Source organism: Shewanella sp. SM32, from assembly GCF_025654235.1.
GTDB classification, from domain to species: Bacteria; Pseudomonadota; Gammaproteobacteria; order Enterobacterales; family Shewanellaceae; genus Shewanella; species Shewanella oncorhynchi.
This window is the reverse complement of the sequence record NZ_JAKKRO010000011.1, coordinates 74,168-95,186: the sequence shown is the minus strand read 5'-3', so window position 1 is coordinate 95,186 and position 21,019 is coordinate 74,168. Positions and strand designations below refer to the sequence as shown.

Sequence of the window (21,019 nt, the reverse complement as noted above, 5' to 3'; positions counted from 1 at the left end):
GTTAATGTTTTACCTGGCACGGGGCGACCTTCTTTTCTGGCAATATCTCGCCAATGATACAAGGTTTGCACCGCGATGCCTTCTTCCCGAGCGACCTCTGCGACCGTTAAGTTGTGAGGAGGTAATAATTTTTTAAGGATCGCCTCTTTACGTTCTGGTGAATACCGAGCCATATCGTTCTCTTTTGCCGCACCCTGTCTTTAAACATAATGATTATTTAGGGGTGACAACAATCCTGACACAGGGGGATTGTTTGCAGTATGACGAAGTGAATGAGCGCTGGTATCTGAATGTACTGACAGAGAAAGGCCAATTACCATCTGCCCGTCCCGTCCCACGCATGTGGCAGGAAATTATTGTCGAATCGTACAATAAGATACTGAAAGTTACAGAGCCATTTCGTAAACATGCTCAAGCAATTGAAACAAATCCAAGACAAGCGATTTGGGAGCTTTTAAGTTTCAATTCTCGATCTGAATATCTTATTCAAGAACTCAAAATAAATGGATATGACCCTGACGCCTATTTTTTCAAGCACGAAGTGGACCGGGTCAATGGACATCCAAGTGGACTGACTTATAGCAAATTGCGATGGCTATATAAGAGCGCTGAAGTAGGGAAAGTTCGCATTCTTAAATCCAGTAGAAAATTAGGACCAGTTTCTGTTATCTCAAAAGAAACTGTTATTCAATTGGCATTAAAAGAGTACGAGAATTCGAGGAAAATTATTTACAAGGAAAATTCTTTTAATGTGGATAGTAAGGGAGCTGTTTCCTCAACCAGTTTTTCAGTTGAGTTGCCTTACAGCAAAATGTTGTTTATTGCGAAAGAGTCCACGTTTGATTTAGGGTCCAGCAGGGACGGAATACTCCCCAGACCAATGACTGTGAATAATTTTACAAACTGGGTTACTGATGATAAAGGCTCCAGAAATCGCACAGTTTTTGAACGCTTTGATATAAGAACAGATGAAGGAAAAGTGGTCTCACTTAATACACATCAGTTCAGACACTGGTTAACGACTGCGTTAATGCGTTCAGGGAAAAGTGAGATGATGGTAGACCTCTTTATGGGGAGAAGTCCTGGTCAGACTCGACATTATGATCACCGAACATCCAAAGAACGTGCTGAAGAAATTAGGAAAAAGTATCTTGCAGATGAATTACCCGATGATGTGTTAGGTCGTCGCGTAAAAAGAATGCGAGAGAACAAGGTCACTCTATCCGAAATTGAAAACGCATTAAATCACACACTCTCTGTTGTGCATTTCACACCGTGGGGTACATGTAAACGAGATCTTGATGTAAGTCCCTGTGAAAAAGGCATGATGTGTTTGCGTGGCGATGAAGGTCATGGCTGTCAGCATTTTGGTATTAATCCAGACGATCAAAAAGCTAAAGCATCCATTATCAATACACTGCGTCACTATGAAAACCAAATTAGTATCCTACTGCCTGACTATGACAAGTTAGCAAGCACTCTGAACAACTATGAGCCATTGGATCAACATATTCAGTTCTGTATCGACACCATTAAAGGCTGTGAAAACGCTTTAAAGGCCTATGAGAGGGCTGAAAAGCATAAAGGTAAGACTATTGATGTGGTGCAAGTCTTTGTGCCAGGGGACACTGTATGACGAAGAAGGAATGGTTAACCAGCGCCTTAAGTTCATTGGAGTTTTTTGCAACAAACCCTGAATACAAAGGTGAATTCGGTCATCAATATTTTATTGATAACTATAAGGTAAGCCGACAGACGCTTTATCGCAACGATCTCTACATGAAGCGATATCGTGAAGTCAAAGAGTTGCTAAAAAACTATAACACCATAGGATCAAAAACTGGCCCATCAGTAACATCTGGAGATGATAAGGAAGAAATTAGCGCTCTAAACGCCAAGTTGGAAGCATTGCAGAAGACTATAAATGAATTGCAGCTTCGCTTGAACGACTGCTATCAAATGCTGGAAGACCACGGCATTGATCCAGAATTTGTTTATCCAAGAAGGCTTAAAAAGCACAGAGATGCATAAATGGCTAATCCACAAGCAGAGGTCAATTTCCAAGCTTTTTTAGCATTCGTAGAACAACACAATGAAGAAGGTGATTGGGACGATTACACTCTACCTGACAAGCTGGACCTAAATAAAAAAATGATCGCCAGAGAATGTGGGTTTGACAGGAAAAGACTTACAGAAAACGCCAAAATATTTAGTCTTTACAGTGAAGTGAAAGTGTCTCTTGTTGAGAAAGATATCTTACTTCTCGACAACAGAAATGCGACTGAGAAATACGAATCTACTCGATCGATAGCGTCAAATACTGCGGATAAACGGGCCATTAAAAAGCAGCAAGAGGTCAATGCTGCGCTGCAAGCTGAACTGATTGAAGCAAACAAAAAACTCATAGAAACTCAAAAAAAGCTTGAGCGATTGAACGCGCTTGAAGCTTATATGTTGGCAACAGGAAGGCTCTGATGTCAATATTCGATGGTGAGTTGCAGATCAGAAAAATTCGAAGTAAAGGTGCCATAGGGGGAGTTATCTTTTCTGCTATGACTCTGGACGGCCATAAAAAGCGGTTTGTCGTTAAAGCCGATTGGCGGCTTGTTCGTTCAACGAGACTTTTCAAAGAGAAGCATGTCTGGCATGTAAAAGGTGCAGTTACTGAAGACTCCATTACATGGAAAGATGGTACGACGAATGCTGAGCGCGTCATAAAAGCAGAATCACTTTTTTTTGTAAAAGCCAGAAATGAAAACCTGAAAAGACTACTCTCTGAGTCTGATGACTTTAAAGGTATCAGTGTCGTCAAGGCTGAAAAGTTAATTGATTTTTATGGTGATGAGTTGATCAATATTTCCTTGCAGGGAGATGTGCAAAGGCTTTTACCTGTTGTCGGACATGAGATAGCCGAACGGCTTATTTCTGGACTTCGTGATTATGAAGAACTAAGTGCGTTGCAATTGCTGGATCAGTTAGGTGTAGCTCCACACATCGGTGATTCAGTAATTAAAATATGGGGTTGTGATTCTTACACAAAAATAAAAAACGACCCATATTTACTCACTGCGTTTATGGCAGATATCAACTTGGTCGATGCATATGCGATAGATCGACTTGACATGTCGCCAGATTCACCAGAACGGTTGATAGCCTATGCAAAGCACGTTTTATTCAACGCTTTTGAATCTGGAAATACCTGTTTACCTATTGCAGATTTAGAATACAGATTAAAGCGGACCCTTCCCACGCCATTGTCTGCCAAACACGCCATTGCCATTGCTGTAGAGCGTGGAGAGATTGTTCTTTTTGATCAGTTTGCTCAAGTAAGAAGCATGGCAATTGTTGAATCATCAGTTGCCGAAATTATTCATACTCGACAAAGCATCAATCATGGCGAATCTCTTGGTGAAAAGGTTGAATATGCTCTTGCACAATATGAAAAAGCCAATGGAATTACCTTAACACCTGAGCAAGCGAACGCTGTTTTCCAATGTTGCCAAAACTCTATGACATTGCTAACCGGTGGCGCAGGTTGTGGAAAAACAACAGTTATTAAAGCTATTAGCTTCGTTCTGGAAAAGCTTTGCCAAACCAGCCAAGTGATCTTAATGGCTTTAGCGGGGAAAGCCGCAAAGCGTATTACAGAAGCAACTGGCAGAGAGGCTATGACTATTGCTTCATTCATGTACCACATGGAAGAAGATGAAATTGCTGATGATGCCGTCATCATTGTAGATGAAGCATCAATGGTCGATATTCTGTCACTTTTAAAGATCTTAAAGCGGTTTCCAAAAAATGGCCGAATCATTCTGACTGGTGATGAAGAGCAATTATCCCCTGTCGGTGTTGGCCTTGGTTTGCATATCCTTGTTAATACGACCTTACCATGTCCACGATTAACCGCAGTAAAACGTCAGTAGGCAGAGTCAGGTATTCCTTCTGTGGCGATGGGCGTCAGGCACTATCCCATTTTAAAAATGAGTATCCCTTTTGCTGAGTACAAAGGAAAAGGGTTTGGTGTCAGTTTTATTGAATGCAGTGAGATGGAATTAACGCAGAAAACAATCGATATTTATTCCGATATCGGGGGCGATGGCACAAACAACAATGTTTTAATGCTCTCTCCAGTAAAGCATCAATATGGTGGTGTTGATGCCTTAAATGCTAAAATTCATGACTCCTTTGTCAACGGAGGTGCATTAGTTCTTGAGCAGATAGACGGAAGTTCGATCACACATCATATGTTAGGCCGATCTTTGCGGGTTGGTGACTTAGTAATGTACACCAAAAACGATTACACGCGAGATATACGCAACGGTTCTGTAGGCAAAATCATCCAGCAAAATCAAGACGTAATCACAGTGGACTTTGAAGGTAATATCGTAGATCTTTCATGGAGTGATTTAAGTAATCTGGAATATGCCTATGCCCTGACTGTTCATAAATCTCAGGGCAGTCAATATGATCGTGTGGTCGTAGTGATTAAGAAAAGTCGAAACCTAGACAGGCATTTAATCTACACAGCGATCACCAGAGCAAAACATCAGGTCGTATTTGTCGGTGATTTTAGCCAGTTCGAACTGGCTTTAACAAAATCTAATGCACTAAGTAGACATACTCTTCTTGCTCAGCATATTGAGCATCGAAAAAATACAAAATAGACAAAGAAAAAACTTATTGCCTTGGGGAGTGACTAAGGAGACAAACGGAAATAAACTGTGTATCAACGTGAAACATTGTCCACCGTTTATTCCTTACTCTGGCGATGCCAGGTGTCCCTGTAGTTGAGCTACCATCTCGATCTAAAAAGGATTTTAATGAAAGTTAAAGCGCTATTTTTTCATGTCGGATTTTTGGATTTAGTTTGCGATGCCCTTTTTCATCTACGTCTCGCAGAATCTTCTGATGACTCATACGTTATAAATCGTCATGCAAGAGCATCAATATTAGCATGTTCCCTGTCTTTAGAATGCCTTTCCAATGCGCTGATAAAATACTTAGATACCTCAGAGCATTTTTATGAGGACTTAGAACGCCTCCCTCCCTTATCAAAAATTGAGGCATTTTTAAAAATTGCTGGAGTTGGTTTTGATATCGACAGAGGCAACAACAGGACACAAAAAATGAAGGAGCTTATTCAGGTTCGAAACCAATTTGTTCATCCAAAAGAGAGCAAGATAAGCACAGAAATTGGTATGCCCGAAGATGGTAACGAAAACTGGATTGTCCCGATGTCGCTAGAAGGGAACCATTACAAAGAACTCGCAATTCCTAGGTGTTCTCTATTCTGGAGTACCGTTAGCGCTTTAAAAGTTATACAGTCTACATTCGAATTTTATCAGACTATTTTTAGCAGTATAGAAAAAAATCATAAGGATGCGTTGAGAATGACGATGAATCGATTGGAGTTTAAAAATTTTTGTGCACCAAACACGTTCAACGAATTTGATTTAGAAATTGCTAGTGCTAAGGCTAAGGGCTTGAAAGTTGAATTTCTGATTAAACTATGCAGTAACAGTGAATGAGATGTTTTGTCTTCAGGAAGGTATAACCACGTTATTATAATTAACAGATTTGTATAAGGATTTATTATGAAAATGCCCTACGTATTATTACTTTTAGTTAATTCTACTTTTGTATCTGCGGAAGGTTGGGAGGTTGAAACTAAAGTCGATGCAATGACTGATGTCACTCGTTCATCTGCAATGGTTACTGCAAAGACTGGAGAAACTCTGACTATTTTGCAAAGAAATGACAAGACTATTTGGGCGTATTTTGAATTAAGTGGAGCAAATCAGTTTAGCGTAAATGATAGACTTATACTCAGAGTCGATAAGAATAAGCCAATGAGCTACAACCAAGATTTTCAAGAACTTAGTCGTGAATTAGGTCAGCCTGTTACAAATTGGGAATGGAATCCAAGCCTCATAGGATTTGAAGTGGGTTCTGGTAAAGCAGATGGTGGTTGCCACAAAATCGTAACCGAAATCTACACTGGCGAGAATTTAGTGATTCGTTACCACCCTAATCAATCAACAATCAGAGATGTAATCTTTCCTTTAGCAAACGGTAAGGAAGCAATTTCAAAGGCGATTGACATTAAATGCTGAGCAGACGAGAACATAAAACCTACATGAATAGTGTTGCCGCTAATGTAACAATTTTTATTACTTGAATTTCAGAAATAGTCTGGTTTTTTGGCAGTAATCCCTAGTTTTTTTATGTTACACTGTACTCAAGTTAATGGACAGGATTCAGTGCTTTGGGTTTGGATGGTCGTTAGGTTGTGTTTTTATTGAGTTTTAACCAACCCACCCACACAACTGTTACATGAAATCTTGGGCCATAATAAAATCTAGTCTTTAACGTTAACGGTTTTATAGGGGTCCCTATTTAGTGGATCCCTATCCATTGGAAAAATAGCACCATGGCCTACTCTACCTTCTGTCAAACACCCAACGATGCCACCCGTGAACCTATGTTTTTAGGTCAATCGGTCAACGTGGCTCGTTACGATCAACAAAAATATGAAGTGTTCGAAAAACTGATAGAAAAGCAGTTATCTTTCTTTTGGCGCCCAGAAGAAGTAGACGTCAGTCGCGATAAGATTGACTACGGTGCATTGCCTGATCATGAAAAACACATCTTTATTTCGAATCTGAAATACCAAACCCTACTCGACTCGATTCAAGGTCGCTCGCCCAATGTGGCCTTTTTGCCGCTGGTGTCACTGCCTGAATTAGAAACTTGGATTGAGACTTGGTCTTTCTCTGAGACGATTCACTCGCGCTCATACACCCACATCATTCGTAATATCGTTAACGATCCTTCAGTGATCTTCGACGATATCGTCGTGAACAAAGAAATCTTAAGCCGTGCGACCGATATCGCCGCTTATTACGATCATTTGATCCAACTGACTCAGATATTCCATTTACTCGGTGCAGGAACCCATGTCATCGATGGCAAAGAAGTCATAGTCAATACCCGTACCCTGAAAAAAGCCTTGTACCTGTGCATGATGTCAGTCAACGCCCTAGAAGCCATTCGTTTCTATGTTAGCTTTGCCTGCTCATTTGCCTTTGCTGAACGTAAGCTCATGGAAGGTAACGCGAAAATTATTCGCTTAATCGCCCGTGATGAAGCCTTACACTTAAACAGCACTCAGCATATTTTAAGCATCATGCAAGGCGGTAAAGACGATCCAGAAATGGGTGAAATTGCTGCAGAATGCCAACAGGAAGCTTTCGATTTATTCTTCAAAGCCGCAGAGCAAGAAAAAGAATGGGCCAAATACCTGTTCAAAGACGGCTCTATGATAGGTTTGAATGAACAGATCCTGTGCCAATACGTTGAGTTTATTACTAATCAACGCATGAAGTCGGTGAATCTACCGCAACCATACCCAGAAATAACCAATCCATTACCTTGGATGAAAAACTGGTTAGAAAGCGATGCAGTGCAAGTTGCACCACAGGAAGTTGAAGTCTCTTCATACCTTGTCGGCCAAATCGACTCCGCGGTTGATGGTGATGAGTTCCTCGACTTCGATCTATAAGACACTTAAAAGTGACGTTACAAAATGGCATTAAAACAGTGACATCAAAAAAACGGCCACAAAACCTGTTTGCGAAAGCGCCAATCGTGCGCCTTCAAGGCCAGCCTGTGTTGCTCTTTACCGAGCAACAAGGCACCTTGCTGCAAGCGCTCGAAGCTAAAAAAGTTAAAATCTTCTCAGAATGTCGCAACGGTTTCTGCGGCGCCTGCAAAACACGCGTCATCAGCGGAAAAGTCAGCTACTTAAACGAACCCTTAGCCGAACTTAAACATGATGAATGTTTGCCCTGTTGCTGTGTGCCAACCGAAGATTTAGAGCTGGACTTGTCACCTGAAGGTGCAGCTGTGGTCAGCTATGCGTGTCAATCTCATCAGAATAAAGCCAGTTTGGCTAAGCCAAAGCAAACACAAAATGTAGCAAGTGACACACGCACGCAGAAACAGGCAGTGTTTGAAGACTCATAACGGTGAGACTCGATTGTTCAATAAGCTGCTTTAAACAAGATGTGGCGTTAAAACCCAAAATCGCTTTAAAACAAAAATGAGCTTTTAAACAAAGAGTAGCTTTAAGACAAACAGCCCCTTTCAATACTGCCTTATTCAATCCGCGCCATTAGATACCAAACGTTTTAAAACCCACTATTTTCCCTTCTCTCTATTTTCAATGCATTCACACAAATAAACTAAAACAAAAAAGCCTGAACACAAGTTCAGGCTTTCAGGATCTAACATTGAATACTTAACGCTTAAAACGTAAGGCTTATCGACTTTCTATAAACGCATTGCCAGTTCAGCGCCTTGGCGGATTGCACGCTTAGCATCAAGCTCTGCCGCGACATCTACGCCACCAATCAGATGCACAGGCAGGCCCGTTGCTTTCATCTCATCTACTAACGTGCGATTCGATTCTTGCCCAGCACACAAAACGACATTATCAACGGCCAGCACTTCAGCGGTTTCACCCACGCGAATATGCAGTCCTGCATCATCAAACTTGTCGTAACTCACGCCCGTTTTCATCTTCACATCATGTTGCTTAAGCACAAGACGGTGGATCCAGCCTGTTGTTTTGCCTAAGCCTTTGCCCATCTTCGACGTTTTACGTTGCAGTAAAAACACCTTACGATGATCAGTATTGTCGGAATGAGGTTCAGTTAGGCCGCCCGCATGCTGGTAAGTTTTATCTATGCCCCACTGTTGTAGCCATTTATCGGGGTTCAAGGTGCTCGACTGGCGCTCACACAAAAAGTGCGCCATATCGAACCCTATACCGCCGGCGCCAATCAAGGCCACCGTATTACCGACAGTCACTTCACCCGAGAGCACTTTTTGATAATCGACCACCCGTGGGTCGTCAAAACCGGGTAAGACTAAACCACGCGGCACAACGCCTGAGGCGATTACCACTTCATCAAACTTTTCGGTCGCCAGCACACTGGCATCGAGGCGAGTATTTAATCTCAGCTCCACCTTATGCAACTTAATTTGGTTAATGAAATAACGAATAGTCTCGTTAAACTCTTCTTTCCCTGGGATTTTACGGGCGAGATTAAACTGACCACCCACCTCAGATTTCGCTTCAAACAAGACAACGTCATGGCCACGCATGGCGGCATAAACAGAAAACGCCATGCCCGCAGGACCTGCACCCATCACCGCAATACGCTTTTTATTGGCTGTGAGTAAGAAGTTGATTTCAGTCTCATAACAGGCGCGAGGATTCACTAAGCAGGTTGCGCGCTTGAGGGAAAAAGTATGATCAAGACAAGCTTGGTTACAGCCAATGCAGGTGTTGATAAGCTCCGGCGTGTTCGCCGCAGCTTTATTCACAAACTCAGGATCAGCAAGGAAAGGCCGCGCCATCGACACCATGTCAGCTTGACCAGAGGCGATAATCTGCTCACCAATCTCAGGGGTGTTAATGCGGTTAGTCGCAATTAAGGGAACGGAAACAGATTGTTTGAGCTTTTCCGTCACCCACGCAAAGGCGCCACGGGGCACGCTTGTCGCAATGGTCGGTACTCGCGCTTCATGCCAACCAATGCCCGTATTTAGAATGGACACGCCAGCTTGCTCTAACCACTGCGCCAGTTGCACCACTTCATCCCAAGTCGAACCGTTATCCACCAGATCGAGCATAGATAAACGGAAGATAATAATGAAGTCTTTACCGACTTTTGCCCGTATCGCGTTAACAATCTCAATCGGGAATTGCGCCCGTTTTTCAAACGCACCGCCCCATTCATCGGTGCGAGTGTTGGTGCGCGCACTGACAAACTGATTAATCAAATATCCTTCAGAGCCCATCACCTCTACACCATCGTAACCCGCTTTCTTGGCAAGGGCGGCCGAACTGGCGTAATCCTTAATGGTCGAGCGCACTTGGCGACTAGACATAGCAGACGGCGTAAAGGGTGTAATGGGTGACTTAATCTTACTTGGTGCTTGGGAAAAAGGATGATAGCCATAACGTCCTGCATGCAAAATTTGCATACAGATCTTACCGCCAGCCTCATGCACCGCCTGCGTTACCACGCGATGCTTACCCACTTGCCAAGGAAAACTCAGCTGACAGGCATGGGGCGTAAGGCGACCACGAAGATTGGGGGAAATACCACCCGTCACAATCAAACCTACACCACCCAGAGCGCGTTCTTTATAAAACGCTGCCAGTTTCTCAAATCCGCCCTTTTCTTCTTCCAAACCTGTATGCATTGAGCCCATAAGCACACGGTTTTTGAGCTGGGTAAATCCCAGATCTAAGGGTTCTAATAAATGGGGAAACGACATTCAAACATCCTTTTAAAACAAGTGATTTAAATCAGCATACCTTGTGTCAAATCTAAGCTCAACCGTTGGATCGAGGCCATCAGTCAAAATCCTTTACAATTGTGTTTAGCCTGTAGCGCCATTTTCAGTTAGCATTGGCAGATTGGACTTATAAAGGAGTGGCAGATGTCCGCTAACCCATCGTTTTTCAAGAGAATATGTTTGTTTATTTGGCACACCCTGAACGGGACGCGTAAACTCATCCTCAATCTAATCTTTTTTGGACTCTTAGCCGCGATCATTATCTCCATTGGCAGTAGCGAAGATATCCAAGTTGAAGATAATTCGGCACTGGTGCTTAATTTAGCCGGCTCTATTGTCGATCAGAAACAACAAGTCGATCCCTTAGAAGCCGCATTCAAACAAGGCCAAAATGCCAACGCCGATGGTGAAATCCTACTCGCCGATGTGCTTTATGTCATTGACAATGCAGCACAAGATCAACGTATTAGCGTACTAGTGCTCGATCTGGTCGATCTTAAACGTGCTGGGATCAGCAAACTACAATCTATCGGCAATGCACTCAATCGCTTTAAAGAGAGCGGTAAAAAAGTCATCGCCATCGGCAACTACTACGAGCAAAATCAATATTTCCTCGCCAGTTTTGCCGACACCATTTACCTCAATCCCCAAGGCGGTGTCTCGCTTGATGGCCTGAGTATGTACAACCAATATTTCAAATCGGCCTTAGAAAAACTCAAAGTCAAAGCGCATATTTTCCGCGTGGGGACCTTTAAATCTGCGGTTGAACCCTACATACGTGACAATATGTCAGATGCTGCGCGGGAAGCCAGTAGTGCACTGTTAGCCGATGTATGGCAAAGCTACACACAAACGGTTGCAGGCAATCGCAATATCGAACCGAATTCTCTGGTGCCCGACGCAACCACTTATTTGGCAGAGCTTGATAAAGCCAATGGCGATTCAGCCACAATGGCAATCAACATGAAATGGGTTGATAACCTAGCGACCACAGAAGATTTTCGTAAAACCATGCTAGAAACCGTAGGAAAAGCCAGCAGTGGTGACAGTTTCAAACAAGTCAGTTTTTATGATTACTTAACCTTAGTGACGCCATTACCCAGCTTTGTAGAGCAAGACAGTGTTGGTATTATTGTGGCAAGTGGCACAATTTTGAACGGCACTCAACCTGCGGGCCAAATTGGCGGTGAAAGCACCGCCGAGCTGCTACGTAAGGCACGTTTTGATAAACACATTAAAGCCTTAGTATTACGCGTTGATAGCCCTGGCGGTAGCGCCTTTGCCTCTGAGCAAATTCGTCAAGAACTACTGGCACTTAAAGCAGCGGGTAAACCCGTGGTTGTGAGTATGGGCAGTTTAGCCGCATCCGGTGGTTACTGGATTTCAGCCAGTGCCGACTATATCTTCGCAACGCCAACAACACTCACGGGTTCGATTGGGATCTTTGGTATGATCACTACCTTTGAAGATTCATTGGCCAGTATAGGCGTGCATACCGATGGCGTATCGACCTCAGAATGGGCAGGATTATCTGTTACCCGCACACTTTCCCCCCAGATTGAAGCGATTATCCAACGTCATATTGAACGCGGCTATTCGGACTTTATCTCCCTGGTCGCCAAAGAACGCAACATGACCATAGAACAAGTCGATAAGATTGCTCAAGGCCGTGTGTGGAGCGGTAAAAAGGCTCTTGAGCTTGGCTTAGTCGATGAACTGGGTGATGTAGATGAAGCCATAGCTAAAGCCGCTAAACTCGCGGATATGACGCTATTTGATACCCGCGTCATCGAACAAGAGCTGACACCCGAACAAAAATTCATGCAGCAGATGTTTGCCTCAGTATCGAGCTACCTGCCCGCCTCACTAAGTCAGTCATCGATGTTAGAACAAATGCTACAACAGTGGACTAGCAGTTTGAAAACACTCACCTCTTTCGATGATCCAAATAACGTCTACATCTACTGTGATACTTGCAATATGATGAACTAAATCTGCCAGCGTCTAGGTTGCAGCTCGCAACTTCAAGATGATGACAAAGACAAAGCCCGGATCTCCGGGCTTTTTTATTGGGTTTATGTCAGTAAAATCGTATAATTCGGCCACTTGAAGCTAAGAAAACGACAAGAATGACTAAACGCTCCATTTATGTTGCCTATACTGGTGGCACCATCGGTATGCAAAAGACCGATAACGGCTTTGTTCCCGTCGCGGGATTCCTGACTCAGTGCGTGCAATCTATGCCTGAGTTTTACCATGAAGAAATGCCGACATTCGTCATCCACGAATACTGCCCGCTTATCGACTCTTCCAATATGGCACCAACCGATTGGCAGATGATCGCCGACGATATACAAGCTAATTACGATAAGTACGATGGCTTTGTGATCCTTCACGGCACAGATACCATGGCGTACACGGCTTCGGCACTGTCGTTTATGCTGCAAGGCTTATCAAAACCTGTGATAGTGACGGGCTCGCAAATTCCCCTCGCACAGTTGCGCTCAGACGGCCAAACTAATTTATTGAACTCACTCTATATTGCGGCGAATTATCCAGTCGCTGAAGTGTGTTTATTCTTCAATAACAAACTCTTTAGAGGTAATCGCTCGACTAAGGCCCACGCCGACGGCTTCGATGCTTTCGCCTCACCCAACTTCCCGCTACTGCTTGAGGCTGGGATCAAAATCAATCTGCGCGCAGGCAAGATCACCGTCGCCAACGATACCCCATTGGAAGTGGCGCATATCAGTCCGCAGCCTGTGGGTGTGGTGACCTTGTATCCAGGGATCTCAACACAGATTTTTGAGAACATTCTGCAGCAGCCAGTTAAAGCCCTCATACTACTGACATTTGGTGTGGGTAACGCGCCGCAGGATGCCGCCTTACTCAAAACCTTAAGGCAAGCAGATGAACGTGGCATAGTGCTGGTGAATCTAACCCAATGTTTCCAAGGTAAGGTGAATATGGGCGGCTACGCCACAGGCAATGCATTAGCCAAAGCAGGCGTGATCAGTGGCGCCGATATGACTATAGAAGCAGCCTTAGCAAAACTGCATTATTTGCTATCTAAAAATTTGCAACCAGCTGAGATAAAAGCGGCCATGTTACAAAATCTAGTCGGTGAACTGAGCATAGATTAAAGATAGTGTCTTTTAATCTGTTTGTTGCCCTCAAACGCTAGCAACAAAAAAAGCCCATATTTGATGGGCTTTTTTGATTTAAACTCAGACTAGATTTCAGTTCAGACTTAACAGCACTAAATGAGTGTTTATTTTAAGACTTTTGCGGACCAAGATTTGCATCTAAGTTATTTGATATCAAATCAATATTAGCCTTGATATCACTAACAAAAGATAAAATGCCAATCCCCTTGCCAACCTCAGACTTACGCCTAATACCTATAATAAAACACCCCTTACATGCCAATCAGTGCGGCCAGTCAGAAATTATAAATCCTGCGCTTTAAAGCCGGCAATTGGCTCACCACGGAATTGCTTTTTCAGCTCGGCCTTAGACAGCTCATTAATTTTACCGTCAGATGCAATAGTGAAATGCTCTGTTTGCTCAAGCTTACGTGCTTGATACAACATCACCACCTGCAGAGTCGATTCACGCTGAGTCTCACTCAACACAGTACCATCCTCCCACTTACCCAGCTCTGCAGCACTGCGAAGCCTTTCATAGACTTCAACGGGCATTTGGTCGATCACTTGATTGATATCCGTCATACACTTTTCCGCTTATGTAACACGATTCTGACTCGTGTTACGAGATAACCTACAAAACCAAACACAAAGCATATTCCGGCGATATTCGCACGCATACCTTCAGCGGGTTCCCCACCCCAAAACCAAATCACCACACCAGCAATGAACAAGGTCATAGCAACGAAACTCTGATTCATTAAGCTGCTGGACTTTTGAATATGGCTAATGCGCGATAAGGACTCATTGTCGCCATCGGTTTTTGCTTGGCAATGGGGGCATGAAGGCGCTTTGCTCGACATACGTTTACGACACACCGGACATTCAATTAATGCCATATCAGCCTCGCCCTAACGTAACTTATCAACAACGGCGAGCATGGCAATCAGCGATGCTTCACCTAAATAAATACTGCGTTCTGGTGACCAACCCACAAAAGGATCGGCCAGATTGTTATTGTCTTTAAATGGCATCTCAAGGGTATTTGATAAACACTTGAAGGTCTGGGCAACCCAATTAGACGCTACGGTCAAATTCGCTTGGCCGGGCTCATCTTTATCATACCCATACTGAGTTTGAAAATCGGCACTGGCTAAGGTCAATGCTTGACTAAAGTCCGCTTGCAGCTGCGCCAGTTTATCATTGTAAGCGGGGACGCCTTCACAACCCGCTAGAAACACATAAGGTAAGCCTTCATCACCATGCACATCATAAAACAGGTCAACACCCGTTTGCTGCATCTTGTTGACGACGTGATATACCTCAGGGCTTTTTTCTAAACTCGGTGTTTGCCACTCGCGGTTTAGATTAATCCCAATCGCGTTAGTGCGCAGATGACCTCTGACACTGCCATCGGGATTCATGTTGGGCACTATATAAAAATTGGCCTTATCAAGCAGTGCTTTTGCCGTGGGACAGTCATTATCGAGTAAACGATTCACTAGACCTTCAACTAACCATTCAGCCATCGTTTCACCCGGATGTTGTCTGGCGGTGATCCAAATATTGCGTTTAGAAGGATCGCCATTCCCTACTTTCATCAGAGTAATATCGCGGCCATCTAAGGTCAGACCTAAATGCTCTAAATTGACATCTGGGTGTAACTGGGCGCCGCTGAGTAAATCTAAATGACGCTCATAGCTGTAGGGTGCAAAGTAAGCGATTTGAATGGCATCGCAATCTAACTCTATGCTAATGCTCAGTTTACCGTCTTGATATTGAGTCGGAATACGGAACCAATGCTGGCGATCATAACTGGCCACCGCCTGATAATCTTCCCATCCCTTGGTATAAGAAGCGGTTCCCGCATTGATAATATTCAAGGTGTAATGGTTACCCACTTCACCTTCAAATCGAAAATTGAACCATTGATAAAACTCACCACCCGCATCAGGGCGGATAGCAAGTTGAATATCGTCTTTATTATCAAGATTGACGACTTGGATATTTCCGCCATCAAAGTTGGCACTGATCCGCATAATGATTCCTAATAGGTTGTTAAAACTAAGGGCAATTTAATGGCGTGCGATAGATATCACACGGCACATTTTATTATATGGCCGATAGAATAAACCAAAACATCCCAAGGGGAAAACGAAAGCCATTAAATTCAGTCAAGACACTTGCAATCGACCTTTAATTAACCAGTTAACACGCCTAAAATCCACAAGAAATGAGCCTTTCGCTATAAATTCATGAAGATATTAGACCATAAAACTATAACCTTGGCCTCGTACTGTATTTATCAAATTACGCGGCAAGCTGATATTGGCTAGCTTACGGCGAGTGTTACTAATGTGCATGTCCAGATTACGGTCAAATCGGCCCAAATCTTTCTGTAGCACTGAGCGCTGCAACTCTTGCTTAGTGATGACTTGGCCTTTTCTTTCAAAAAGATATTTAAATAATTTAAACTCGGTTTGGGTCAAATCGACATAGCGGGTGCCAATAGTGATCCTATAACTCATTTCATCGAAGTTAATCACTTTAGCCGCCACAGTCGCCATTTGCGGCGAGTGAGAGTGACCGGCACAGAGACGCCGCTCTAAAGCTCGTAAGCGGACAAAAATCTCTTTTATGCTAAACGGCTTACTCAGAAAATCATCTGCTCCCAATTCATAACCAGTGATGCGATCATCTTCATTATCACGTGCTGAGATCATCAGTACCGGCGTTGAACATTCACGCGCTTTTAGCAACTCAAATCCATTCATCTGTGGCATCACTAAATCAAGCACTATGATGTCTGGAGCAAAACTTTCAATGCATGCCAGACCCTCGATGCCATTAACCGCACACTTAACCTCATGCCCTTGCGTACATAGGGCATCAGCTAACCAAACGCTAAACAATGGATCATCATCGACCAAGAGTATTTTACTCATCCTTAAAGCCCAAACGAGAATCTATATCATTTATATTACCATGCGAATCGGGACGACTCTAGCGCTATTACATTAGTTAAGAAGTGTGATGTTGAAAACTGTGAACAAAATACGATATTAACAACCAATCAACGGATGATTAGCGACTCTAAATTCATCTCGTAAACTCCCAATAAAAAAGCGCCCTAAGGCGCTTTTTAGAAACTAAGAGTCTGAACTTAGCTTAGAATTTAACAGTTACACCACCGTAAATCACGCGGCCGACTGTGTCATATACTTGTGGAACTGTACCACCATCGCTACCGTTAGAAACAGTAACTGGTTTTTCATCAGTGAAATTCTTAACGCCTAAACTGACAGTCGTCATATCATTAATATGATAAGTACCAGAAATGTTATGGTACAAAATTGAGTCTACATCAGTACCTTGAGCTAGATCTGTCATTCCGCCGATATAACGATTGAAGTACATAACACTCCAATCATCTTGACCTGCTGACAAGCTAAAGTTGTTACGAACTCGAGCATAAGCACCAAAGTTACCATCAATAGTACCAGTATAGCTTTCACCATCCTGCTCGAAGTTAACTAAGTAAGTTGTGTCATTGTTTAGTTTCCAATCTAAACCAATAAGCTCAAAGCTGTAGGCTAAGTTGAAATCTACACCACTCGTGTCTTGTGTACCCACGTTAGTTAAAGCATTCGTTAAATTATCTAAATCGCCATTAGCGCCGATATTGAAAATTTCACAAGATGCTGCACCTGTTGCATCGCCATCTACTTGGAATCTATGACATGCATCTAGACCTGCTTGAGTGTCCATACGCGCAATCGCGTTATCAACTTTGAAACTCCAGTAATCCAAAGTCACAGACATACCATCAAGATAGCTTGGCGAATACACTAAACCAGCCGTATAAGACTCTGATTCTTCAGGCTTTAAATCTGGATCTGATGTGCGATTTACTAAAATTTGTGGATCTTGAGCATTGCCCCATGGATCATCTAAATAATCAAAAGAACCTGAGTTACCACCATACAATTCAGCAACACTTGGAGCACGGAAACCAGTAGCCGCTACACCACGAACCATTAACTCATCCGTTGCGGCATAAGTTAAGCCAATCTTCCAAGTCGTTGCTTTACCAAAAGTAGAGTAATCATCTAAACGTAGCGCAAATTCACCCGTTAATTTCTCAGTGAAAGGCACACTTACTTCTTGGAAAATAGAAATAACGTTATAGTTACCATCAGTCGGGTCTTGTTGAGCTGCAGTACTTTCACCAGCAACAACTACAGGATCAGGATTATAAAAACCACTTTCACGACGATATTCCGCACCAATCGCAAAGCCAACGGCACCTGCTTTTAAATCAAACAATTCGCCATTTAAACCAGCAGAAAGTGTTTGTTGCTCATTACCACCATTTGCTTGCTCTGAATAACCGATTTCGTTAATCATTTGCTGTGTTAATGGGGTGCCACTAAACCATGCATTAGGATTTGCATAGATCGAATCAAGCATATCTGATGCATTGATAGAATTATCTACTGCAGTTTTAGCTTGGTTTTTACCATAGGTGTAGGTTACATCCCAGTTCATACCAGTATGAACATCTAAGGTGCCCGCTAAACCACCTGATAAACGCCAAGTATCAGTATCCTGAGTATAAATACGAGGACCTACATCGTTAGTCCGGCGACGATAGTTAACTAAACCCTTATCATCGGCTTTAATACCTGCTGCGATCATGCCGCTATCAAGCGTTACACATGGAGCTCCGGCTGGAACGCCCGCCGCGCCACAAACATTTAGCATAAGATCAGCGGGTTGAGCAGCCATTTGCTGGTTAGAACGACGGTTGGTATAAATAGCATCTGCAGTTAACACAACATCATTACCTAACTCTTGAGTCATGTTAGCAAATAAACTACGACGTTCACTTGGTGTTTGATAGTAACTATCTTGGGTAAAATCATAACCGTATGAACGGTCTACCCAGTTGCCATTGGCATCTTTAATCTTGCCGCCTAAAGTACCTTCAGGGATAAATGAACTTGCACCAGGTTCAGTCCAATCACGGTCACCTTGGATCACGCCACGACGGTCAGAAAAAGCAGCACCAAAGGTGTAATTACCACCATCGGTATTGAAACCGTATAGTGCACTTACGTCGCCATTTTTACCGTCACCCTTGTCAGTGCCACTACCGTTAAAATCGAGCTGGAAACCTTCAAAGTCTTTCTTAGTGATAATATTCACTACACCAGCAATCGCATCAGAACCGTAAACAGCTGAAGCGCCGTCTTTAAGAATTTCAACACGCGCAATCATAGCGACTGGAATCGAGTTCAGATCCACTGCACTATCAGCGCCTGAACCTGAGTTCACCATGCGGCGACCGTTTAATAACACAAGCGTACGTTGTGAACCCATGCCACGTAAATCAACTTGTGCAACACCGTCAGCACCGTTGTTTGTTGTTGAACCAATTGCCGCACCCGCCATCGAAGTCTGTACTTGCAGCATTTGGTCAACAGAAGTAAAACCTTCCGCTTTAATCGCAGCAGCATCAATAACGGTCACAGGAGATGCTGTTTCCATATCTTGGCGTTGAATGCGTGAACCTGTCACTTCAATACGTTCAACTTTTGCTTTTTCTTCAGCAGCAAATGCGCTTGACGTAACAAATGCACCAGTAGTGATAGATGCAACGATAGCTAAGTTAATAGCTGACGCTACTTTAGTTCTTTTGATCATGTATGAATGCTCCCTAGATCTTACTATTATTTTTATGCTTACAGCTTGTACAGCTATTGCTGTACTAGTGTTGCACCTGATACTGAGGATTCACTTTAACTCCGTCAATGCTCAAAATTTTAACCAATAAAAACATATTGTTAATTATTTTGATTTATCTAGTTAATTAATTTGGCCATTATTTTTCAATACCCTTATAAATCACACCAATTCAGAGTTAATCACCAACTGTCTGATATTAAGCAGACTTTAAGACTGTTAATAAGAAACATAAATGCAACATTCCGCAAATTGAAAAATGTGACCAAGATCACACTTTTAGGTATTTACCAAAGCAACCTAAAAGAACATCGTATTGATTAACTATTGTTAAATCTGCATATCTAGCAATATCCACCGATAGCTAAAGCGCTAAAATACCGATAAACATAGATAAATTGCATTAAAACAGAGATACACTATGTATCAATTGTGCTAATTATGCATTTTAACAACACCTAAAATTATGGTTTAACAATTAAGGTACAAATGATTCTGCACGCCTTTGAAATGACTATTTGTTACTGATCTTGCTTATTAATTTTGAATATAAGTATTAGCTTCCAATCCCTCTCCCCCCCCCCTATTTCTTATTCTTAAATAAATGGCTTACACCTCATACGACCACATTCAAGGGCAAATTTTCTCCATAAAAAAAGCGACCACTTAGGTCGCCTCTTAGAGTCTGTATCATCAAAATGATGATTACTCGGGTTTGATCAACTCAAAATGTTGATATGCCCGTGCGGTTGCAATACGGCCGCGGGGCGTGCGTTGGATAAAGCCTTGCTGGATCAAAAAGGGCTCTAGCACATCTTCAATAGTTTCGCGTTCTTCGCCTATGGCTGCTGCTAAGTTATCGAGTCCAACTGGGCCACCCATAAACTTATCGATAATGGCGAGTAGTAACTTGCGGTCCATGTAATCGAAACCTTCATTATCGACATCCAGCAAGTCTAGTGCATGATCGGCAACAAACTTAGTGACAGCGCCATCATGCTTCACCTGCGCGTAATCCCGCACGCGGCGAAGCAGTCGGTTAGCTATCCGCGGTGTACCACGTGAACGGCGTGCGATTTCAAATGCACCTTCAGCATCAATATCCAGTTCCATCACCTGCGCCGAACGCGTGACTATGGTGCTTAAATCTTTGATATTATAGAATTCAAGCCGTAGCGGGATCCCAAAACGCGCCCGAAGTGGTGAAGTCAAAGCCCCTGCCCGTGTTGTCGCCCCCACTAGAGTGAACGGCGGTAAATCAAGCTTGATAGAACGTGCTGCCGGCCCTTCACCTATCATGATATCCAGCTGATAATCTTCCATCGCCGGATACAAAATCTCTTCTACCACTGGGCTTAATCGGTGGATTTCATCGATGAATAACACATCACCGGATTCGAGATTGGTCAAAAGCGCGGCGAGATCGCCCGCTTTTTCCAGCACAGGACCGGAGGTGGATTTAATGTTCACCCCCATCTCGTTCGCCACAATCATGGCTAAGGTGGTTTTACCCAATCCCGGCGGACCGTAAATCAACATATGATCTAAGGCTTCATTACGATTCTTTGCCGCTTGAATAAACACCTTAAGCTGTGCCCGAGTGTCATCTTGACCCGTGTATTCATCGAGCATTTTAGGGCGCATCGCCCTATCGATGGATTCATCTTGAGCTTGGATCTGCGGCTGGATGAGTCTGTCTGCCTCAATCATTATTATTCCTTATCGCAGCTTTCATCTTAATTATCATCATTGTTCAA

19 protein-coding genes are annotated in these 21,019 nt (G+C 43.1%); 11 read left to right on the top strand and 8 right to left on the bottom strand.

All coding sequences use genetic code 11. From position 1 onward, the window contains the following. Nucleotides 1-173: transposase (locus tag L5M10_RS06810; protein ID WP_263179001.1), on the bottom strand; the 173-nt coding region annotated here is incomplete at its 3' end. An 80-nt stretch (nucleotides 174-253) separates the two neighbouring features. Here L5M10_RS06810 and L5M10_RS06805 point away from each other — a divergent pair. The 9 genes from L5M10_RS06805 (at nucleotide 254) to yfaE (ending at nucleotide 8,025) form a co-directional block, all read left to right on the top strand. Continuing rightward, nucleotides 254-1,636: a hypothetical protein gene (locus tag L5M10_RS06805; RefSeq protein WP_263255071.1), complete on the top strand. Its 1,383-nt coding sequence runs from the start codon at nucleotides 254-256 to the stop codon at nucleotides 1,634-1,636. Beyond that, complete coding sequence (locus tag L5M10_RS06800; protein WP_263255070.1) at nucleotides 1,633-2,031, top strand: hypothetical protein; 399 nt, start codon at nucleotides 1,633-1,635, stop codon at nucleotides 2,029-2,031. The genes L5M10_RS06805 and L5M10_RS06800 overlap by 4 nt, the downstream gene beginning before the upstream one ends. After that, nucleotides 2,032-2,475 carry a hypothetical protein gene (locus L5M10_RS06795; RefSeq protein WP_263255069.1) on the top strand — a complete coding sequence of 148 codons (444 nt, stop codon included), beginning with the start codon at nucleotides 2,032-2,034 and terminating at the stop codon, nucleotides 2,473-2,475. Further along, complete coding sequence (locus tag L5M10_RS06790; RefSeq protein WP_263255068.1) at nucleotides 2,475-3,923, top strand: AAA family ATPase; 1,449 nt, start codon at nucleotides 2,475-2,477, stop codon at nucleotides 3,921-3,923. Before L5M10_RS06795 ends, L5M10_RS06790 begins: the two co-directional genes overlap by 1 nt. Before the next feature lie 27 nt (nucleotides 3,924-3,950). Beyond that, the gene (locus tag L5M10_RS06785) at nucleotides 3,951-4,664 is read left to right on the top strand and encodes an ATP-dependent RecD-like DNA helicase (RefSeq protein ID WP_263255074.1); all 714 of its coding nucleotides are present in this window, start codon (nucleotides 3,951-3,953) and stop codon (nucleotides 4,662-4,664) included. Between the two features lie 156 nt (nucleotides 4,665-4,820). Continuing rightward, entirely contained in the window at nucleotides 4,821-5,528 is a 708-nt protein-coding gene (locus L5M10_RS06780; protein WP_263255067.1) for a hypothetical protein, read from the top strand. 66 nt (nucleotides 5,529-5,594) lie between these two features. Then, nucleotides 5,595-6,113 carry a hypothetical protein gene (locus L5M10_RS06775; protein ID WP_263255066.1) on the top strand — a complete coding sequence of 173 codons (519 nt, stop codon included), beginning with the start codon at nucleotides 5,595-5,597 and terminating at the stop codon, nucleotides 6,111-6,113. Between the two features lie 317 nt (nucleotides 6,114-6,430). After that, on the top strand, nucleotides 6,431-7,561 hold the full coding sequence (gene nrdB / locus L5M10_RS06770; RefSeq protein WP_028759863.1) for a class Ia ribonucleoside-diphosphate reductase subunit beta: 1,131 nt from the start codon (nucleotides 6,431-6,433) through the stop codon (nucleotides 7,559-7,561). Nucleotides 7,562-7,599: 38 nt separating this feature from the next. Continuing rightward, entirely contained in the window at nucleotides 7,600-8,025 is a 426-nt protein-coding gene (gene yfaE, locus L5M10_RS06765) for a class I ribonucleotide reductase maintenance protein YfaE (protein WP_263255073.1), read from the top strand. A 306-nt stretch (nucleotides 8,026-8,331) separates the two neighbouring features. On the opposite strand, the gene L5M10_RS06760 is transcribed toward yfaE, so the two are convergent. Continuing rightward, nucleotides 8,332-10,350 carry an NADPH-dependent 2,4-dienoyl-CoA reductase gene (locus L5M10_RS06760; protein ID WP_263255065.1) on the bottom strand — a complete coding sequence of 673 codons (2,019 nt, stop codon included), beginning with the start codon at nucleotides 10,348-10,350 and terminating at the stop codon, nucleotides 8,332-8,334. Nucleotides 10,351-10,515: 165 nt separating this feature from the next. Here L5M10_RS06760 and sppA point away from each other — a divergent pair, with 165 nt between their 5' ends. Next, the gene (sppA, locus tag L5M10_RS06755; RefSeq protein ID WP_263255064.1) at nucleotides 10,516-12,363 is read left to right on the top strand and encodes a signal peptide peptidase SppA; all 1,848 of its coding nucleotides are present in this window, start codon (nucleotides 10,516-10,518) and stop codon (nucleotides 12,361-12,363) included. 137 nt (nucleotides 12,364-12,500) lie between these two features. After that, on the top strand, nucleotides 12,501-13,514 hold the full coding sequence (gene ansA / locus L5M10_RS06750; RefSeq protein ID WP_006086774.1) for an asparaginase: 1,014 nt from the start codon (nucleotides 12,501-12,503) through the stop codon (nucleotides 13,512-13,514). A gap of 306 nt (nucleotides 13,515-13,820) precedes the next feature. On the opposite strand, the gene L5M10_RS06745 is transcribed toward ansA, so the two are convergent. The 6 genes from L5M10_RS06745 to ruvB form a co-directional block, all read right to left on the bottom strand. Next, entirely contained in the window at nucleotides 13,821-14,102 is a 282-nt protein-coding gene (locus L5M10_RS06745; protein WP_113940384.1) for a YeaC family protein, read from the bottom strand. Then, a complete protein-coding gene (locus tag L5M10_RS06740) occupies nucleotides 14,099-14,416 on the bottom strand; it encodes a zinc ribbon domain-containing protein (RefSeq protein WP_219234123.1) in 318 nt (105 codons plus the stop codon). The genes L5M10_RS06745 and L5M10_RS06740 overlap by 4 nt, the downstream gene beginning before the upstream one ends. 12 nt (nucleotides 14,417-14,428) lie before the next feature. Further along, nucleotides 14,429-15,556 (bottom strand): M14-type cytosolic carboxypeptidase, encoded by a 1,128-nt coding sequence (locus L5M10_RS06735; protein ID WP_105252564.1) that lies wholly within the window; start codon nucleotides 15,554-15,556, stop codon nucleotides 14,429-14,431. A gap of 225 nt (nucleotides 15,557-15,781) precedes the next feature. Then, nucleotides 15,782-16,462 (bottom strand): response regulator transcription factor, encoded by a 681-nt coding sequence (locus L5M10_RS06730; protein WP_028759856.1) that lies wholly within the window; start codon nucleotides 16,460-16,462, stop codon nucleotides 15,782-15,784. Between the two features lie 223 nt (nucleotides 16,463-16,685). Continuing rightward, nucleotides 16,686-19,223, bottom strand: a complete 2,538-nt coding sequence (locus L5M10_RS06725) for a TonB-dependent receptor plug domain-containing protein (RefSeq protein ID WP_173244727.1) — start codon at nucleotides 19,221-19,223, stop codon at nucleotides 16,686-16,688. Between the two features lie 744 nt (nucleotides 19,224-19,967). Then, on the bottom strand, nucleotides 19,968-20,972 hold the full coding sequence (gene ruvB, locus L5M10_RS06720; protein ID WP_028759854.1) for a Holliday junction branch migration DNA helicase RuvB: 1,005 nt from the start codon (nucleotides 20,970-20,972) through the stop codon (nucleotides 19,968-19,970). Between the last annotated feature and the right edge of the window lie 47 nt (nucleotides 20,973-21,019).

Bases quoted from the DNA above. Each gene is read 5' to 3' on its own strand.
- L5M10_RS06775 (WP_263255066.1), top strand. From the start codon at position 5,595: ATGAAAATGCCCTACGTATTATTACTTTTAGTTAATTCTACTTTTGTA.
- ruvB (WP_028759854.1), bottom strand. From the start codon at position 20,972: ATGATTGAGGCAGACAGACTCATCCAGCCGCAGATCCAAGCTCAAGAT.
- L5M10_RS06800 (WP_263255070.1), top strand. From the start codon at position 1,633: ATGACGAAGAAGGAATGGTTAACCAGCGCCTTAAGTTCATTGGAGTTT.
- L5M10_RS06790 (WP_263255068.1), top strand. From the start codon at position 2,475: ATGTCAATATTCGATGGTGAGTTGCAGATCAGAAAAATTCGAAGTAAA.
- L5M10_RS06725 (WP_173244727.1), bottom strand. From the start codon at position 19,223: ATGATCAAAAGAACTAAAGTAGCGTCAGCTATTAACTTAGCTATCGTT.
- L5M10_RS06760 (WP_263255065.1), bottom strand. From the start codon at position 10,350: ATGTCGTTTCCCCATTTATTAGAACCCTTAGATCTGGGATTTACCCAG.
- ansA (WP_006086774.1), top strand. From the start codon at position 12,501: ATGACTAAACGCTCCATTTATGTTGCCTATACTGGTGGCACCATCGGT.
- nrdB (WP_028759863.1), top strand. From the start codon at position 6,431: ATGGCCTACTCTACCTTCTGTCAAACACCCAACGATGCCACCCGTGAA.
- L5M10_RS06730 (WP_028759856.1), bottom strand. From the start codon at position 16,462: ATGAGTAAAATACTCTTGGTCGATGATGATCCATTGTTTAGCGTTTGG.
- L5M10_RS06785 (WP_263255074.1), top strand. From the start codon at position 3,951: ATGGGCGTCAGGCACTATCCCATTTTAAAAATGAGTATCCCTTTTGCT.
- L5M10_RS06795 (WP_263255069.1), top strand. From the start codon at position 2,032: ATGGCTAATCCACAAGCAGAGGTCAATTTCCAAGCTTTTTTAGCATTC.
- L5M10_RS06740 (WP_219234123.1), bottom strand. From the start codon at position 14,416: ATGGCATTAATTGAATGTCCGGTGTGTCGTAAACGTATGTCGAGCAAA.
- L5M10_RS06780 (WP_263255067.1), top strand. From the start codon at position 4,821: ATGAAAGTTAAAGCGCTATTTTTTCATGTCGGATTTTTGGATTTAGTT.
- sppA (WP_263255064.1), top strand. From the start codon at position 10,516: ATGTCCGCTAACCCATCGTTTTTCAAGAGAATATGTTTGTTTATTTGG.
- L5M10_RS06735 (WP_105252564.1), bottom strand. From the start codon at position 15,556: ATGCGGATCAGTGCCAACTTTGATGGCGGAAATATCCAAGTCGTCAAT.
- L5M10_RS06745 (WP_113940384.1), bottom strand. From the start codon at position 14,102: ATGACGGATATCAATCAAGTGATCGACCAAATGCCCGTTGAAGTCTAT.